We start from the raw sequence: 15729 nt of genomic DNA, 5'->3' as shown, positions 1-15729 counted from the left end.
CCCGTACGGCGGGGCGGGCGGGGGTGGGGACGAGAGGGGGACGGGGGAGCTCGTAGGAGAGGTCGTGAGACGTGGGGTCGGTGGGTGTCATCCGGCCGCTCCGTCCAGCGGCCGGTCGGCGGGGATGTCGGCGGTGACGGTCACGGCGGCGGGGTCGAGGTCGTCGGGGGTGGGCATGACGCTGCCGGGGAGGCGTACGGCGGCGGCGCCGTGGGCGACGGCGGAGGCGAGCGCCTCCGGTCCGCGCCCGCCGGCGACGAGGAAGCCGGCGAGGGAGGCGTCGCCGGCGCCGACGTTGCTGCGGACGGCGTCGACGGGGGCGGCGCCGTACCAGGCGCCGTCGGCGTCGACGAGGAGCTGGCCGGCGGAGCCGAGGCTGGCGAGGACCGCGCGGGCGCCCGTCTCGCACAGGTCCTCGGCGGCCTTGAGGGCGTCGCCGACGGTGGTGAGGGGGCGGCCGACGGCCTCGGCGAGTTCCTCGGCGTTGGGTTTGACGACGTCGGGGTGTTCGCGGAGGGCGGCGAGCAGGGCGGGTCCCGAGGTGTCGAGGGCGATGCGCAGACCGGCGGCGTGGACGCGGGCGACGAGTTCGGCGTACCAGGAGGGGCCGAGGCCTCCGGGGAGGCTGCCGCAGCAGGCGATCCAGTCGGCGCCGGCGGCGTGGCGGCGGACGGTGTCGAGGAGGTTCTCCTGCTCGGCGGGGGTGAGGTCCGGGCCGGGTGCGTTGATCTTCGTGAGGACGCCGTCGGCCTCGGCGAGGGCGATGTTGGAGCGGGTGGCGCCGGTGACGGGGACGGGGGCGACCTCGATGCCCTGGGCGTCGAGGAGGCCGGCGACGAGGGCGCCGGGAGCGCCGCCGAGCGGCAGGACGGCGACGGTGCGGCGGCCTGCGGCGGCGACGGCGCGGGAGACGTTGACGCCCTTGCCGCCGGGGTCGACACGTTCGCCGGTGGCGCGGACGACCTCTCCGCGGTCCAGGGACGGCACCTCGTAGGTGCGGTCCAGGGACGGGTTGGGGGTGACGGTGAGGATCATGCGCGTACCACTTCCGTGCCGCCGGCCTCGATGGCGGCGGCCTCCTGCGGGCCGAGCCCGGTGTCGGTGACGAGGAGGTCCACGTCGTCGAGGCCGCCGAACCGGGCGAAGTGCTCCTGGCCGTGCTTGGAGGAGTCGGCGAGCAGCACCACGCGCCGGGCGGCGGCGATCGCGGCGCGCTTCACCGCGGCCTCGGCGAGGTCGGGGGTGGTGAGGCCGTGCTCGGCGGAGAACCCGTTGGCGGCGAGGAACAGCACGTCGGCGCGGATCTCGGCGTACGCGCGGAGCGCCCAGGCGTCGACGGCGGCGCGGGTGCGGTGCCGTACGCGTCCGCCGACGAGGTGGAGCTGGATGCCGGGGTGGTCGGCGAGGCGGGCCGCGATGGGCAGGCTGTGGGTGACGACGGTGAGCGAGAGCTCCGGGGTCAGGACGCCCGCGAGACGGGCGGCGGTGGAACCCGCGTCGACGATCATGGTGCCGTCGGCGGGGACCTCAGCGAGGGCGGCGCGGGCGATGCGGTCCTTCTCGTCGGCGGCGGTGGTCTCGCGTTCGGCGAGGTCCGGTTCGAAGTCGAGGCGTCCGGCGGGGATGGCGCCGCCGTGGACGCGGCGGACGAGTCCGGCGCGGTCGAGGGCCTTGAGGTCCCGGCGGATGGTCTCGGCGGTCACCTGGAACTCCTCGGCGAGCGAGACCACGTCGACGCGTCCGCCGTCACGGGCGAGACGCAGGATCTCCTGCTGCCGTTCCGGTGCGTACATGACCGCTGCCTCCCGGTTCCGTCCGCGCCCGCGTCTTCCGTGGCGCGTCCGTGTCCGAACGTGTGATTTCCGGTGGGAGGCTACGTCGGGATGTCCGGAAAGTAAACAGTCGAAGCCAAGAAACGGGCATGATCGGGCGTCCGACCATGCCCGTTTCCGGGTTGAGGCATCTCAGCGCGGCCCCGTCAGGGCACCAGCTCCGGCTTCTTCTCCCCCGTCACCGGCGCCTCCTCGGCGCCCGCGGCGCCCGCGGCGCCCTCGACGTGCTGCGCCGGCCGCTTCGGCAGGGCGAACATCAGCAGGAAGATCGCGCCGAGCACCGCGGCCACCCAGCCCAGGGCGTGGGTGAAGCCGTCCACGAAGGCGGGGCCCACCTCGGCGGGCGCGAGCCGCTCGTCGATGACGCCGAAGAACACCACGGACACCAGGCCGAGGCCGAGCGCATGGCCCATCTGCTGCACGGTGTTGATGAGTCCCGACGCCGATCCGGCGTGCTCGCGCGGCACCTCGGACAGCACCGCGTCGGTCAGCGGGGCCACGATGAGGCCCATGCCGGCGCCCATGACGACCAAGGGGAGCGCCATCTGCCAGGAGGTGATGCCGAGCCCGTAGTGGTCGGCCTCCGCCAGGTAGATCAGCACGCCGGCCGCCATGACCAGGGCGCCCGCCTGGAGCACCTTGCGGCCGAAGCGCGGGACGAGCTGCTGCACGGACATCCCGGCGGCCACCGACACCGCGACGGAGAACGGCACACCCGTCAGTCCGGCGCGCAGCGCGCTCCAGCCGAGCCCGATCTGCATGTACAGCGTCCAGACCAGGAAGAACACACCGAGGCCTACGCCGAACACCGTCTGGACGGCGATGCCCGCCGCGAAGCTCTTCACGCGGAACAGCGACAGCTCGATCAGCGGGGACCCGTCCCGGGCGCCCTTGGCCCGCTCGTACGCCACCAGGGCCGCGAACACGACGAGCGCGCCGGCCATCGACACGTAGCCCCACACCGGCCAGCCCAGCTCGCGGCCGCGGGTGAGCGGGTAGAGCAGCATGAGCAGGGCGAGGGTGACGAGGGCGACGCCGGGCAGGTCGAGCTTCAGGGCGCGGGGCGCCTTGGACTCGGTGATGAAGCGGCTGCCGAGGAACAGGGCGGCGACGCCCACGGGCAGGTTGATCAGGAAGATGGGCCGCCACTCGAGGCCGAAGAGGTTCCCCTCCGTCAGCAGTGCGCCCAGCAGCGGCCCGGAGACCGCGCCGAGGCCGACGATCGCGCCGAACAGGCCGAACACCTTGCCGCGTTCGTGCGCGGGGAAGGTGGCGTGCACGATCGAGAGCACCTGCGGCACCATCAGCGCGGCCATGGCGCCCTGGAGGATGCGGGAGGCGACCAGCATCTCGGGGTTCACGGCGAGCCCGCACAGGGCGGAGGCGACGGTGAAGCCACCGATGCCGACGAGGAAGACCCGCTTGCGGCCGTGGATGTCGCCGAGCCGCCCGCCGGTGACCAGCCCGGCGGCGAAGGCGAGCGCGTAGCCGGCGGTGATCCACTGGATCTGGCTGAAGGTGGCGCCCTCGTCGCGCTGGATCGACGGGACGGCGATGTTGACGATGGTGACGTCGACGAGGTCCATGAAGGCCGCGGTCATCACGATGGCCAGCGCGAACCAGCGCCGGCGGTCGCCCGTGGCGGGCTCCGGTGTCGGTGCGTGAGCGATGTCGGTGGAGTGCATGTCCGTGACGCTAGAACCCCAGTAGGTCAGATACGGTCCTAGTGGTGAGGCATGCTCGACGCATGACGACGGACACCCCGGCACGGCTGCTCCAGTTGCTCTCCCTCCTCCAGACGCCCCGCGAATGGCCCGGCGGTGAGCTGGCGGACCGGCTCGGTGTCTCCCGGCGCACGGTCCGCCGGGACATCGAGCGGCTGCGGGACCTCGGCTATCCCGTGCAGGCGACGATGGGCTCGGACGGCGGCTACCGGCTGGTCGCGGGGAAGGCGATGCCGCCGCTGGTGCTGGACGACGAGGAGGCGGTCGCGATCGCGGTCGGCCTGCGGGCAGGCGCCGGGCATGCCCTGGAGGGCGTGGACGAGGCGTCGGTGCGGGCCCTGGCGAAGCTGGAGCAGGTGCTGCCCGGCAGGCTGCGGCACCGCGTCAGCGTGCTCCAGGCCGCGACGACCCCGCTGACCAGCGGGGACGGCCCGACAATCGCCCCGGAGACGCTCACGGTGATGGCGTCCACGGTGGCCGGGCACGAACGGCTGCGGTTCTCCTACCGCGCCGCCGACGGCACCGGGTCCCGGCGCCTGACCGAACCGCACCGGCTGGTGTCCACCGGCCGCCGCTGGTACCTGGTCGCCTACGACCTCGACCGTGCGGACTGGCGCACCTTCCGTGTCGACCGGGTCAGCGACCCCTTCGCCACCGGCGCCCGCTTCACGCCGCGTGAACTGCCGACGGGCAGTGCCGCGGAGTTCCTGCGGCGGTCCGTGAACCGCGCGCTCGACTCCTACGAGATCGCCGTCACGTTCGCCGCGCCCGCCGCGACCGTCGCGTCACGGCTCCCGCCCTGGATGGGCGCGCCCGAGCCGCTGGACGAGGACAGCTGCCGGCTGCGGGCGACGGTGAGCGGTCCGAAGGACTGGATGGCGGTACGCCTGGCCATGATGGGGCACGCCTTCACCGTGCAGGAACCGCCGGAACTGGCGGAGGCGGCACGGGTGCTGGGCGCCCGGCTGACGGACGCGGCGCGCGCCGTGGAGTGACTCCCGGGCTCGCCGGTCCCCCACCCCCGTACGGCACGCCGGTCCCACCCCCGTACGGCGCGCCCGTCATCGCCCCTGCGCCGTCACCACCGCGTCCCACGGGAAGTTTCGCAGCGCGGCCAGACTGGCGGCGGCCAGTTCGGCGGGGCCGTCCGGGCCCTGCGCGGGGCAGTCGGACGCCGCCCAGTTCTCCATGGCGGTGCGGACGGCGGCGCCCGCGACGGCCGCGGCGAAGCACAGACGGGTGCGGGCGGCGACGTCGGCGTCCGGCTGCGGGGGCGGCCCACCGGTCAGCCGGTGGGCCAGCGCCTCCGCCAGGTCCCGTTCCGAGGCCCGGCACGCCTCCGCCCACACCCGGCCGAGGGCGGGGTTGTCCGCCGCGAGCCGGATGAGGGTGCGGACCCAGTTCCAGGACTCCTCCGCGACCCCGAGTCCGGGGGTGAGGGTGTGCCGCGCGGCCTCCTCGAGCACGCGCGGCAGGGGCGTCCCGGCGGGGGCGGTGCGGACCGCGTCCACCCAGCGCCGGGCGCCCAGCGCGTAGAGGGGGCCGACGGCCTCCTCCTTGGTGGGGAAGTACCGGTAGAAGGTGCGCGGGGCGACGCCGGCCGCCTGGGCGATGTCCTCGGCGCGGGTGGCGCGCAGGCCGTCACGGACGAACAGCCCGGCGGCGGTACGGGCGATGTGCAGGCGGGTCTGCGCCTTGCGGCGTTCGGTCAACGAGCCGTCGGCCGCCGGGTCTTCGGGGAACGGCGGGGTCGGCGTCGGGGTGGTGCTGCTCACGTTCGGCAGGCTATGCCCATGTGGCACAATCTGCCATCTGGCGGGCCACCCCGGGGTTCAGGTCCGGGGTGACCCGCTGTCGGCGCGGCTTCGCGTCCCGGGCCGGAAGTCCGTACCGGTCTCGGTCCGGGCACAGAAAGAGCCGGGCCCGGCGCCCGGGGGGACAGGCGCCGGACCCGGCCTGGGAAGTCCCGGCGCCGGGGGGGTGGTGCGTCGGGACGTGGTGCGTGGGCCGGCCCGGGGCCCGAGGCCCCGGAGCCTTCCGACTGCTGGGTTCTCACGTCTTGTTCCCTGGCCCCGCCGGGTTGAAGCGGCGGGGAACAGCCATGTTTGCGCGGTCTTCCGCCACCCGGCGCACGCGGCCCGTGCCCCTCACGCGACCGCGCGGGGCACGCCCGTCACGCGGGACGGCCGCGGCGCGCGCACGCGGGGGCGGGCCGCCGCACCGGCGGACGGACGCTGCCGTCACGCCGCCGCGTCGAACCCGGTGGAACGGGCCAGCTTCTTCAGCTCCAGCAGGGCGTGCTTCTCGATCTGGCGGATGCGCTCGCGCGTCAGACCGTGCTCCTTGCCGACCTCGGTCAGTGTGCGCTCCCGGCCGTCCTCGATGCCGTAGCGCATCTTGATGATGGAGGCCGTGCGCTGGTCGAGGCGGCCGATCAGGTCGTCGAGCTCCTCGCTGCGCAGCAGCGTCATCACCGACTGCTCCGGCGACACCGCGGAGGTGTCCTCCAGGAGGTCGCCGAACTGGGTCTCGCCCTCGTCGTCCACCGACATGTTCAGCGAGACCGGGTCGCGCGCCCAGTCGAGCACGTCGGTGACGCGCTCCGGCGTGGAGCCGAGCTCGGCGGCGATCTCCGCGGGCTCGGCGTCACGGCCGTGCTCACGGTTGAACTCGCGCTGCACGCGGCGTATCCGGCCCAGCTCCTCCACCAGGTGGACGGGCAGGCGGATCGTGCGCGACTGGTCGGCTATGGACCGGGTGATGGCCTGCCGGATCCACCAGGTGGCGTACGTCGAGAACTTGAAGCCCTTGCGGTAGTCGAACTTCTCGACCGCGCGGACCAGGCCGGCGTTGCCCTCCTGGATCAGGTCGAGCAGCGGCAGACCGCTGCGCGGGTACCGCCGGGCGACGGCGACGACCAGCCGGAGGTTGGAACGGATGAAGATGTCCTTCGCCCGCTCGCTCTCGTCGACCAGGGCCTGGAGCTCCTCGGGGGTGGCTCCGGCCTTGTTCTCCTCGAGGCCGTCGAGGATCTGTCGTGCGAACACACCCGCTTCGATGATCTGGGACAGCTCGACTTCCTTGGCGGCGTCGAGCAGCGGTGTGCGCGCGATCTCGTCGAGGTACATGCCGACCAGGTCGCGATCGGCGATCTCGCCGCCATGGGCGCGAACACTGCTTGCCGAGTCGACCGTCTCGCCGGAGGCGGACTGACGACGGGCGACGGCACGGGTTGCCATGCGTGCTCCCTTGCGATGATGAGGTCAGCGGGTGGTCCTGCGGACACTCGGCACGGTCTTCAGGGTCTCGTCCGGACTCTGCTCGGGTGCCCGCATCCGTAGGAAACAACGACTGGAATCAGGACAGAATTCCCAACCCGCTCCCCGATTTTTCTGATCATGCAGTACCCTGTCCGGCCACGCAGGGAGGTGCGATGCCATCGGATCACGCGGAGGTGCAGGTCAGACCGGGGGACGAGGGTGACCTCGCGGCCCTCACCGACCTCTACAACCACTACGTACGTGAGACGGCCGTCACGTTCGACACCACGCCGTTCACTCCGGCGGAGCGACGCCCCTGGCTGCTCTCCCACCCTGTAGACGGCCCCCACCGCCTGATGGTTGCCACGGACGCCGGGTCCGGCAGGATCCTCGGGTACGCCTCGTCGAGTCCGTTCCGCGCGAAGCCCGCCTACGCGACGTCCGTGGAGACGACGGTGTACGTCGCCCCGGACGCCGGCCGGCGCGGCATCGGCACCCTGCTCTACCAGGCTCTTTTCGACGCCCTGGCGGACGAGGGGCTGCACCGCGCCTACGCGGGCATCGCGCAGCCGAACGCCGCCTCGACGCGGCTGCACGAGCGGTTCGGCTTCCGGTACGTCGGCACGTACCGCGAGGTGGGTCACAAGTTCGGCCGCTGGTGGGACGTGGCCTGGCACGAGAAGGAGATGTGACACCACTCCCTCGGCGGTCCGACGCCACGTGTGCCCGTCTCAGCCGAACTGCACCGACCGCTTGGCCAGCCCCATCCAGAACCCGTCGATCACGGACTTCTGTTCCCCGAGCTCGCCGGCCGCGTCGGCGGCGCCCATGGTGACGAAGAGCGGGGCGAAGTGCTCGGTGCGCGGGTGGGCGAGCCGGCCCGCCGGGGACTTGCGGGTGAAGTCGAGCAGCGCGTCCACGTCCCGTGCCTGGAGCGCCTCCCTGCCCCACGCGTCGAACTCGGCCGACCAGGCGGGGATGCCGCCCTGGCGCAGCGCGGCGAGGTTGTGGGTGAAGAAGCCGGAGCCGACGATCAGCACGCCCTCGTCGCGCAGCGGGGCGAGGCGGCGGCCGATCTCCATCAGCTTCACGGGGTCGAGGGTCGGCATGGACACCTGGAGGACGGGGATGTCGGCGTCCGGGTACATCTCGACGAGCGGGACGTAGGCGCCGTGGTCCAGGCCCCGGTCGGGGACGTCCTGGACGGGGGTGCCGGGGGCGCGCAGCAGCTTGCGCACGGACTCGGCGAGCCCGGGGGCGCCGGGGGCGGGGTAGGTCACCCGGTAGTAGTGCTCGGGGAAGCCCCAGAAGTCGTGGACCAGGGGGACGGTCTCGGTGGCGCCGAGGGCGAGCGGGGCCTCCTCCCAGTGGGCGGAGACGACGAGGATCGCCTTGGGGCGGGGCAGGCCCGCGGACCAGGCGGCCAGCTCGCCGGGCCAGACGGGGTCGTCGGCCAGGGGCGGGGCGCCGTGGCTGAGGTAGAGCGCCGGCATGCGCTCCTGAGTGGCGGCGGTCATGACGGCGACTCCTTCCAGCGGTGCGTGCGTCGTCCGGTGTGCGGTGCGGCCGAGCGATCTACTTGAACTCTCAACCTTCACTCACGACTGTACGCCCCTTTTGTTTAACGTTCAAGAAGAACGCCCGTACAGTGGAGTGCATGAACACGGCACCCGCATCATCGGCAGCCGCCGGGGAGCCCCGCTGGCTCACCGACGAGGAACAGCGCGTCTGGCGTGCGTACGTCGACGCCACCACGCTCCTGGAGGACCACCTCGACCGTCAGCTCCAGCGGGACGCGGGCATGCCGCACGTCTACTACGGCCTGCTGGTCAAGCTGGCCGAGGCGCCCCGCAGGCGGCTGCGGATGACGGAGCTGGCGAAGGACGCCAAGATCACCCGCTCCCGTCTGTCGCACGCGGTCGCGCGGCTCGAGAAGAACGGCTGGGTCCGCCGGGAGGACTGCCCCTCCGACAAGCGCGGCCAGTTCGCCGTGCTCACCGACGAGGGCATGGAGGTGCTGCGCCGCCACGCGCCCGGCCATGTCAACGCCGTACGGCAGGCGGTGTTCGACCGGCTCACCCCGGAACAGCAGAAGTCCCTCGGCGAGATCATGGGGATCGTCGCCGAGGGACTTCAGCCGATCGAAGCGGGTGCGGACCTGCCCTGGCTCCGCTGACGCCGCGGAAGCCGGGGCAGGTCCTTCGGAACCGCTCGGAAGGGGTGTCCCCTTCCCCTCCCGCGCGGATGGCTCCGGGAGGCGGGCCCGTCGGTCAGTGCATGGCCACCGGCACGGCGGCCGCCTCGGTCTCCGCGGCCGCGTCCGAGGACCCGGCGACCGCCGTGGAGCCCGGACGGCCCGCGTTGATCAGGGTCAGGGCGACGGCCGCGGCCACCACCAGGATCCCGACCGCGAACCAGATGGCGCTGGTGTAGCCCTGCACCTGCCCCTGGAGCTGGACCAGCTGCTGCTGGGCCCGGCCGGAGGCGCCGCCGATGTGGTCGGCGACGTAGGCGGTGGTGGCGGAGGCGGCGATCGTGTTCAGCAGGGCCGTGCCGATCGCGCCGCCCACCTGCTGCGAGGTGTTCACCATCGCGGAGGCGACACCGGAGTCACGCGGCTCGACGCCCAGGGTGGCCAGCGACATGGCCGGCATGAACGCCGTACCCATGCCGAGACCGAGCAGCAGCATGCCGGGCAGCAGCACGGCCGCGTACGAGGTGCCGATCTCCAGCTGGGTCAGCAGCAGCATGCCGACCGCCGCGACCAGGAAGCCGGGGCCCATCAGCAGCCGGGGCGCGACCCGGGTCATCAGCCGGGTGCCGATCTGCGTGGAGCCCGTGATCATGCCCGCGATCATCGGCAGGAAGGCGAAGCCGGTCTTCACCGGCGAGTACCCCTTCACGACCTGCAGGTAGTAGGTGAGGAAGAGGAACAGGCCGAACATCGCGATGATCGCCAGGCCCAGCGACAGGTAGACCCCGCCGCGGTTGCGCTCGGTGATCACGCGCAGCGGCAGCAGCGGCGCCTTGACCTTCGCCTCGACGGCGACGAACGCGGCGAGCAGCACGGCCGAGGCGACGAACATGCCGATCGTGACGGTGTCGCTCCAGCCCTCGGACTCGGCGCGGGTGAAGCCGTAGACCAGCGCGACCAGGCCCAGGGTGGACAGGATCACGCCGGGGACGTCCAGCGGGGAGCGGTTGCGGCCGCCCTTGGGCTCACGGATGACGAAGTAGGCGCCGGCCGCGGCCACCACGGCGAACGGGATGTTCACGAAGAACGTCCAGCGCCAGTCCAGGTACTCGGTGAGGAAACCGCCGAGGATCAGGCCGACGGCGCCGCCGCCGCCGGCGATCGCGCCGTAGATGCCGAACGCCTTGGCGCGCTCCTTGCCGTCGGTGAACATCACCGCGAGCAGCGACAGCGCGGCGGGCGCGAGCAGCGCGCCGAACGCGCCCTGGAGTGCGCGGGCGCCGAACATCATCGCCTCGTTGGTGGCCGCGCCGCCCAGCGCGGACGCCAGCGCGAAGCCGCCGAGACCGACCACGAAGGCCCGCTTGCGCCCCCAGAGGTCGGCGATCCGGCCGCCGAACAGCAGCAGTCCGCCGAAGGCCAGGGCGTAGGCGGTGACCACCCACTGGCGGTTGCCGTCCGAGATGCCGAGGTCCTGCTGGGCGGAGGGCAGGGCGATGTTCACGATGGTGGCGTCCAGGACGACCATCAGCTGGGCGATCGCGATGAAGACGAGCGCTTTCCAGCGGTTGGCGTCCGGGCCGCCTGCGTCGGCGCGGCCCGGGGCCTTTCCGGCCGGGGAGACTGTTTCAGACATGGAAGTACCCACTTCGGGACGTGTAGCGGAATGAATGTGTGAGTAACGAAAAATCGGGCGTGTTCGGCTAACGGCGCGTCCCCGTCGACGGCCGTCGGTGCCGGTGCCCGTGGTCAGGACGGGCGGCCTGAAGGTGTCAGGAGTGGCTCAGCGGCGCAGATCCTCCACGGTCACGGCCGAACCCGGCAGGACGGAGGGGGCGGGCGCCCGCATTCCGTCCAGGAACAGCTGAAGGTGGCGGTGGACGAAACGGTCGGCGTTCATGCAGGCGGTACCGGCCGGGGGCCGGCTCAGCTGCGCGACGCCCACCATCAGGTCGCCGTACTCCACGTCGTCCCGCAGCTGACCGGCCTCACGGGCGCGGTCCATGAGCTGGGCGACGAGGCTCTCGACGCGTCGTCGCGCCTCCTCCAGGTCGGGGTGGCTCTGGTCGAAGGTGCTGGAGATCATCGGGCACAGCGCGCTGATCCGCTCGTCCCCGGCCGTGTGCGCGAAGCGCTCCAGCGCCTCGAAGGCGTCCCCGGTCTCGCTCAGCGCCTGCTCGGCCGCCCGCACCGTACGGTCCATGACGGAGCAGACGACCTCGCGCACGAGCGCGTCGCGGTCGGGGAAGTTGCGGTACACCGTGGCGTTGCCCACGCCGGCCCGGCGGGCGATCTCGTCGAGCGGGACCTCGGGCCCGAACTCGGTGAACATCTCCCGGGCGGCGGCGACGATCCGCTCCCGGTTGCGCAGGGCGTCGGCGCGGGGCCGGGGCGCCTTGCGCGTCACGGGGGTCTCGGTCGTCGCGGTCACGGTGCCCTCCTCGGAGTGTTGCTCTGACGTCTGTACTGCGTCTGCGGCGAATCCGGGGATTGTGTCCCCGGATCGTGCGGACACAGGCGTAAACGGGGAGACGATCCCCGGTTATTTCCCGCACGGGAAGTTTTTGTTGTGACGCAGGCCACACTTCGCTTCCCGCTGATGCCCACGATCGGACCACCCGGCGAGCGCACCCCCGACCCGTGACGCAGGGTGATCACGAGGGCGCAGTCGGAGACGGCGGCTGCCGTGGAGCGGAGGTCCCCCCATGCAGCCGAGCCGAGGCCGGATATCCCCGCGCCGTCTGGCCGCCCTGGGTTCCGTCGCCGCCCTCACCCTCGCGGTCTGCACCTCGGCCGGGAGCGGCCACCTCTCCCCCGCCACCACCGCCCCCGGCGCCGGCCCGAGCGCCCTCTCCCGCAGCTCCGTCCACGGCCCGTGCATGATCGGCAGCGACCGTGAGGTCCAGATGTCCGAGGGCATCCCCACGGACCCCGGCTACACCCGCTCCACCGGCACGGTCCGCGCCCTCACCCTGATGATCGACTTCTCGGACGCACCCGGCGAGGGCGACGCCCTGGACCGCTACCGCGAGTTCTTCCCGCAGACCCGCGAGTGGTTCACCACCAGCTCCTACGGCCGCCTCGACTACCGCCCCGAACTGCCCGTCCCCGAGTGGCTGCGCATGCCCAAGTCCTTCCGCCAGTACGGCATAGAGCGCGGCGCCCCCTTCGACCCCGGCTACCGGGAGCTGATCCGCGACATCGTCTCCGAGGCCGACACCGAGGTGGACTTCCAGGCGTACGACCTGGTCAACGTCCTCGTCACCCCCAACGCCGGCCCCGCAGCCCTGGACACCGTCCTGTCCGTCACCTTCGCCGGCAACGACGAGGCCCCCACCGCGGACGGCCGGCCCGTCTCCAACGCGTCGTTCGTCTACTCCCGCCAGGACGACGGCTCCGGCTCCTACGCCCGCACCGGCTACCGCGTGCTGCCCCACGAGAACGGCCACGTCTTCGGCCTGCCCGACCTCTACACCGCCGAGGGCGGCGGCGCCGTCGGCCACTGGGACATCATGAGCGAGGACTGGGGCGCCAACAACGACTTCCTCGCCTGGCACAAGTGGAAGCTGGGCTGGCTGGACACGTCCCAGGTGAGCTGCGTGGCCGAGCGCGGCTCACGGGAGTACGTCCTGACGCCGCTGGCCCGCGCGGGCGGCCCCAAGCTGCTCTTCGTCCCGCTCGACGCGCACTCCGGGTACGCGGTCGAGCTGCGCACCCGCGACGGGAACGACGAGGCGGTGTGCCGGCCGGGCGTCCTGGTCTACCGGGTCGACGCGGACGTGGACACGGGCATGGGCCCGATCACCGTGCACGACGCGACCCGGGACAGCGGAGGCTGCACCCGGGCCCCGAACGTGCACGCGGAACTGTCGGACGCGACGTTCAGGCCGGGGCAGAGCTTCGTGGACCCCGAGGAGGGGATACGGGTGGCGGTGCTGGTGGGGGACGAGGACGAGTACCGGGTGAGGGTGACGCGCACGTCGCCCCGATGAAGGGCCGGGGGCTGACCCCTCCCTTACAACTCCCCCCGCTAGGTTGCTCCTTGACAGCTGCCGGCCAGCTCTGGGAGGACCTAGTGACGGAGATATCCGCGGCATCGCTCGAGGCGCGCAAGCGCATCAGGACCGACCAGCCGCACACCGCCCGCATCTGGAACTACTGGCTGGGCGGCAAGGACAACTACCCGGTCGACCAGGCGGCCGGCGACCAGATCCGCGAACTGCACCCGGGCATCGGCGACTACGCCCTGGCCGACCGGCAGTTCCTCGGCCGCGCGGTGCGGTACCTGACCGGGCAGTGCGGCATCCGGCAGTTCCTGGACATCGGCACGGGTCTGCCCACGGCCGACAACACCCACGAGGTGGCCCAGCGGGTCGCGCCCGACTCGCGGGTGGTCTACGTCGACAACGACCCCATCGTGCTGGCCCACGCGGAGGCGCTGCTCACCAGCACGCCGGAGGGCAGCACGGCGTACCTCGACGAGGACCTGCGCAACATCGACGCGATCCTCGAACAGGCCGCGAAGACCCTGGACTTCAGCAAGCCGGTCGCGCTGGTCCTGCTGGGCGTGGTCATCTTCATCGAGGACGACGAGGAGGCGTACGGGGTGGTGCGCCGCCTGATGGACCGGCTGCCGTCGGGCAGCCACCTCGTCCTCTCCCACACGATCACCCGCCCGGACATGCCGGACGTGGACGCGGCGGTGGCCTTCTGGAACGAGAACGGCACGCCGAAGCTGACGCAGAGGACACCGGAGGCGGTGTCCCGCTTCTTCGAGGGACTCGAGCTGCTGGAGCCGGGGGTGGTGTCCTGCAACCGGTGGCGCCCGGACGACGCCTCGGGGGAGCCGGCGGCGGAGGTGGCGATGTTCGGAGGGGTGGGGCGGAAGGCCTGAGGCGAGGCGAGGGTGGGGGTGGGAGGGGACTGTTCGATCTTCGGGCCCTCCCCGACCTCCACCCACCCGGACTCCGATCCGGTACCCTGTGGATCGAGCGCCCCGGCGGTCACCGCTGTCCCCTCGACCGGGCCTGCGGCCCCGACCAGGACGCTCACGGCACGGTTTCACCGCCGGCCACGCCTTCGTAGCTCAGGGGATAGAGCACCGCTCTCCTAAAGCGGGTGTCGCAGGTTCGAATCCTGCCGGGGGCACCAGGCAAAAGGCCTCGGATCGATCATGGTCCGGGGCCTTTGACATCTTCCTTCGACATCAGCAACCGCGGTCCCGGATGCGGCTTCCCCTGGTCATTCAGGAGGGCATGAGGGCCATGCGTCTGCCAACTCGAAGGAGACAACCGTTCCGCCGAAGCGGCTCGGCCCGGAGGACCAGGACGCGGCGATGGAGTCGACCAGGAGCAGCCCACGTCCGTGAGCGTCGTCGGCGTCCGGCCGCCTGAGGCGCACGTTCGCGGAGATTCCCGGGTTGTGCACCTCCACGCGCAGTGACGACCCCTTGCGTGACCACTCGACACGAACGACCCACTCCTCGTCGGACTGTCCGTAGAGGATCGCGTTGGTGACCAGCTCCGAGATCAGCAGAAGGCAGTCATCCACCGAACAGGCGGGCTCGTACGGGGCGATGAGCTTCCGGAACCAGCGCCGCGCCCGCGGGACGGACTCCGGCGTCGGGTCCAGAACCATCGACCCGAGTCTCGGCGATCCGTCACAGGGATCACGGTCAATCGCAAACGCCATCAGCACTCTCTCCTCGCTCCTGGAAGGGAAGCCACCGCAGTCCGCATGAGGACGCCCTCGCCCAGACACGGACACGGAGATCCGAGCAACCTCTCTAGACATCCAGACCATCCCGACACATCTCTAGAGATGTCAAGCATTGAGACTGAGGACTGCCGGAACGAGGGATCGGACGGCTACACGCAGCGAGCCCGCTCCTGACCTATGGCCTAAGGTGTCTAGAGAAGCGAGGAGGGTTCCGGAATGGCTGCTACCGACGACCGTCGGCCCAAGTACCAGCGGATCGCAGACTCTTTGCGCGAGGCGATCCGGTCGGGCGAGTACGGTCCCGGTGATCGGCTCCCGGGAGAGAACGACCTCATGGCCGCGCACGGCGTGGCCCGTATGACGGCCCGGCAGGCGATCGGCGTCCTGCGGGACGAGGGCATCGCCGAAGCCCGGAAGGGGGCCGGAGTGTTCGTCCGGGCCTTCCGCCCTCTCCGCCGACGCGGGATTCAGCGGCTGGCCCGCGACCAGTGGGGCAACGGCCGCTCGATCTGGTCGGCGGACATCGAGTCCAGGGCGTTGGAGGTCGACCAGGTCTCCGTGTCCGAGGAGGCGGCTCCCGCACACATCAGTGCGGTGCTGGACCTGGCCGCCGAAGACGTCATGTGCGTGAGGCGTCGGCGCTTCGTCGTGGACAACAAGCCGGTCCTGCTCGCAACGAGCTACCTCCCGCTGTCCCTTGTGGCCGGCTCCGCCATCACCCAGGAGGACACCGGGCCAGGCGGCACCTACGCCCGACTCGCCGAACTCGGCTACGAGCCTGTGCACTTCCGCGAAGAGATCCGCTCACGCATGCCATCGCCGGACGAGCTGACGCAGCTGAGCCTGGCCCCGGGCACCCCGGTCATCCTCATCTGCCGCACCGCGTTCACCGACGAAGGCCGCCCCGTCGAGGTCAACGAGATGACCCTGGACGCCGCTTCCTACGTCCTGGAATACGACTTCGACGCATAGGCCCCGGACGCCGACACAGCACCGCTCCA

15 protein-coding genes and 1 tRNA gene are annotated in these 15729 nt (G+C 71.9%); 7 read left to right on the top strand and 9 right to left on the bottom strand.

What is annotated here, in order from left to right:
• Positions 1–87 precede the first annotated feature (87 nt).
• The 3 genes from pfkB to ELQ39_RS18550 all read right to left on the bottom strand — a co-directional run bounded on the left by pfkB (position 88) and on the right by ELQ39_RS18550 (position 3517).
• A complete protein-coding gene (pfkB, locus tag ELQ39_RS18560; protein ID WP_190002852.1) occupies positions 88–1035 on the bottom strand; it encodes a 1-phosphofructokinase in 948 nt (315 codons plus the stop codon).
• Positions 1032–1793, bottom strand: coding sequence for a DeoR/GlpR family DNA-binding transcription regulator (locus ELQ39_RS18555; RefSeq protein ID WP_242592892.1), 762 nt, complete (start codon positions 1791–1793; stop codon positions 1032–1034). The genes pfkB and ELQ39_RS18555 overlap by 4 nt, the downstream gene beginning before the upstream one ends.
• Before the next feature lie 185 nt (positions 1794–1978).
• Positions 1979–3517: an MFS transporter gene (locus ELQ39_RS18550; protein ID WP_242592890.1), complete on the bottom strand. Its 1539-nt coding sequence runs from the start codon at positions 3515–3517 to the stop codon at positions 1979–1981.
• Between the two features lie 62 nt (positions 3518–3579).
• On the opposite strand from ELQ39_RS18550, the gene ELQ39_RS18545 reads away from it, so the two are divergent.
• A complete protein-coding gene (locus ELQ39_RS18545; protein WP_225628820.1) occupies positions 3580–4551 on the top strand; it encodes a helix-turn-helix transcriptional regulator in 972 nt (323 codons plus the stop codon).
• Between the two features lie 66 nt (positions 4552–4617).
• On the opposite strand, the gene ELQ39_RS18540 is transcribed toward ELQ39_RS18545, so the two are convergent.
• A complete protein-coding gene (locus tag ELQ39_RS18540; protein WP_242592888.1) occupies positions 4618–5331 on the bottom strand; it encodes a TetR/AcrR family transcriptional regulator in 714 nt (237 codons plus the stop codon).
• A 465-nt stretch (positions 5332–5796) separates the two neighbouring features.
• Positions 5797–6795 carry a sigma-70 family RNA polymerase sigma factor gene (locus tag ELQ39_RS18535; protein WP_190002857.1) on the bottom strand — a complete coding sequence of 333 codons (999 nt, stop codon included), beginning with the start codon at positions 6793–6795 and terminating at the stop codon, positions 5797–5799.
• A gap of 194 nt (positions 6796–6989) precedes the next feature.
• On the opposite strand from ELQ39_RS18535, the gene ELQ39_RS18530 reads away from it, so the two are divergent.
• Positions 6990–7508 (top strand): GNAT family N-acetyltransferase, encoded by a 519-nt coding sequence (locus ELQ39_RS18530; RefSeq protein WP_190002858.1) that lies wholly within the window; start codon positions 6990–6992, stop codon positions 7506–7508.
• A gap of 39 nt (positions 7509–7547) precedes the next feature.
• On the opposite strand, the gene ELQ39_RS18525 is transcribed toward ELQ39_RS18530, so the two are convergent.
• Positions 7548–8309, bottom strand: a complete 762-nt coding sequence (locus ELQ39_RS18525; protein WP_242595626.1) for a dioxygenase family protein — start codon at positions 8307–8309, stop codon at positions 7548–7550.
• Between the two features lie 164 nt (positions 8310–8473).
• Here ELQ39_RS18525 and ELQ39_RS18520 point away from each other — a divergent pair, with 164 nt between their 5' ends.
• Entirely contained in the window at positions 8474–8992 is a 519-nt protein-coding gene (locus ELQ39_RS18520) for a MarR family winged helix-turn-helix transcriptional regulator (RefSeq protein WP_242592885.1), read from the top strand.
• Between the two features lie 94 nt (positions 8993–9086).
• Here the strand turns inward: ELQ39_RS18520 and ELQ39_RS18515 are convergent, their stop codons facing one another.
• Positions 9087–10646: an MFS transporter gene (locus ELQ39_RS18515; RefSeq protein WP_242592883.1), complete on the bottom strand. Its 1560-nt coding sequence runs from the start codon at positions 10644–10646 to the stop codon at positions 9087–9089.
• Positions 10647–10793: 147 nt separating this feature from the next.
• The gene (locus ELQ39_RS18510) at positions 10794–11441 is read right to left on the bottom strand and encodes a TetR/AcrR family transcriptional regulator (protein ID WP_242592881.1); all 648 of its coding nucleotides are present in this window, start codon (positions 11439–11441) and stop codon (positions 10794–10796) included.
• 274 nt (positions 11442–11715) lie between these two features.
• Here ELQ39_RS18510 and ELQ39_RS18505 point away from each other — a divergent pair, with 274 nt between their 5' ends.
• From ELQ39_RS18505 to ELQ39_RS18495, 3 genes are all read left to right on the top strand, one after another.
• Positions 11716–13002: a M6 family metalloprotease domain-containing protein gene (locus ELQ39_RS18505; protein ID WP_242592879.1), complete on the top strand. Its 1287-nt coding sequence runs from the start codon at positions 11716–11718 to the stop codon at positions 13000–13002.
• A gap of 83 nt (positions 13003–13085) precedes the next feature.
• Complete coding sequence (locus ELQ39_RS18500; protein WP_242592877.1) at positions 13086–13904, top strand: SAM-dependent methyltransferase; 819 nt, start codon at positions 13086–13088, stop codon at positions 13902–13904.
• 181 nt (positions 13905–14085) lie between these two features.
• Positions 14086–14161 (top strand) — tRNA-Arg (locus ELQ39_RS18495).
• 90 nt (positions 14162–14251) lie between these two features.
• On the opposite strand, the gene ELQ39_RS18490 is transcribed toward ELQ39_RS18495, so the two are convergent.
• Entirely contained in the window at positions 14252–14701 is a 450-nt protein-coding gene (locus tag ELQ39_RS18490; RefSeq protein WP_242595625.1) for an ATP-binding protein, read from the bottom strand.
• 243 nt (positions 14702–14944) lie between these two features.
• Between ELQ39_RS18490 and ELQ39_RS18485 the strand changes: the two genes are divergently transcribed.
• The gene (locus tag ELQ39_RS18485) at positions 14945–15700 is read left to right on the top strand and encodes a GntR family transcriptional regulator (RefSeq protein WP_242592875.1); all 756 of its coding nucleotides are present in this window, start codon (positions 14945–14947) and stop codon (positions 15698–15700) included.
• Positions 15701–15729 lie beyond the last annotated feature (29 nt).

Origin of the sequence: Streptomyces sp. GB4-14 (assembly GCF_022696125.1) — a bacterium.
Lineage (GTDB): Bacteria > Actinomycetota > Actinomycetes > Streptomycetales > Streptomycetaceae > Streptomyces > Streptomyces werraensis.
This window is presented reverse-complemented; position numbering and strand designations above follow the sequence as displayed.

What these genes read in the sequence shown, in the direction of transcription:
- pfkB (WP_190002852.1), bottom strand. Translation starts at nt 1,035, where the DNA reads ATGATCCTCACCGTCACCCCCAACCCGTCCCTGGACCGCACCTACGAG.
- ELQ39_RS18555 (WP_242592892.1), bottom strand. Translation starts at nt 1,793, where the DNA reads ATGTACGCACCGGAACGGCAGCAGGAGATCCTGCGTCTCGCCCGTGAC.
- ELQ39_RS18550 (WP_242592890.1), bottom strand. Translation starts at nt 3,517, where the DNA reads ATGCACTCCACCGACATCGCTCACGCACCGACACCGGAGCCCGCCACG.
- ELQ39_RS18545 (WP_225628820.1), top strand. Translation starts at nt 3,580, where the DNA reads ATGACGACGGACACCCCGGCACGGCTGCTCCAGTTGCTCTCCCTCCTC.
- ELQ39_RS18535 (WP_190002857.1), bottom strand. Translation starts at nt 6,795, where the DNA reads ATGGCAACCCGTGCCGTCGCCCGTCGTCAGTCCGCCTCCGGCGAGACG.
- ELQ39_RS18530 (WP_190002858.1), top strand. Translation starts at nt 6,990, where the DNA reads ATGCCATCGGATCACGCGGAGGTGCAGGTCAGACCGGGGGACGAGGGT.
- ELQ39_RS18525 (WP_242595626.1), bottom strand. Translation starts at nt 8,309, where the DNA reads ATGCCGGCGCTCTACCTCAGCCACGGCGCCCCGCCCCTGGCCGACGAC.
- ELQ39_RS18520 (WP_242592885.1), top strand. Translation starts at nt 8,474, where the DNA reads ATGAACACGGCACCCGCATCATCGGCAGCCGCCGGGGAGCCCCGCTGG.
- ELQ39_RS18515 (WP_242592883.1), bottom strand. Translation starts at nt 10,646, where the DNA reads ATGTCTGAAACAGTCTCCCCGGCCGGAAAGGCCCCGGGCCGCGCCGAC.
- ELQ39_RS18505 (WP_242592879.1), top strand. Translation starts at nt 11,716, where the DNA reads ATGCAGCCGAGCCGAGGCCGGATATCCCCGCGCCGTCTGGCCGCCCTG.
- ELQ39_RS18490 (WP_242595625.1), bottom strand. Translation starts at nt 14,701, where the DNA reads ATGGCGTTTGCGATTGACCGTGATCCCTGTGACGGATCGCCGAGACTC.
- ELQ39_RS18485 (WP_242592875.1), top strand. Translation starts at nt 14,945, where the DNA reads ATGGCTGCTACCGACGACCGTCGGCCCAAGTACCAGCGGATCGCAGAC.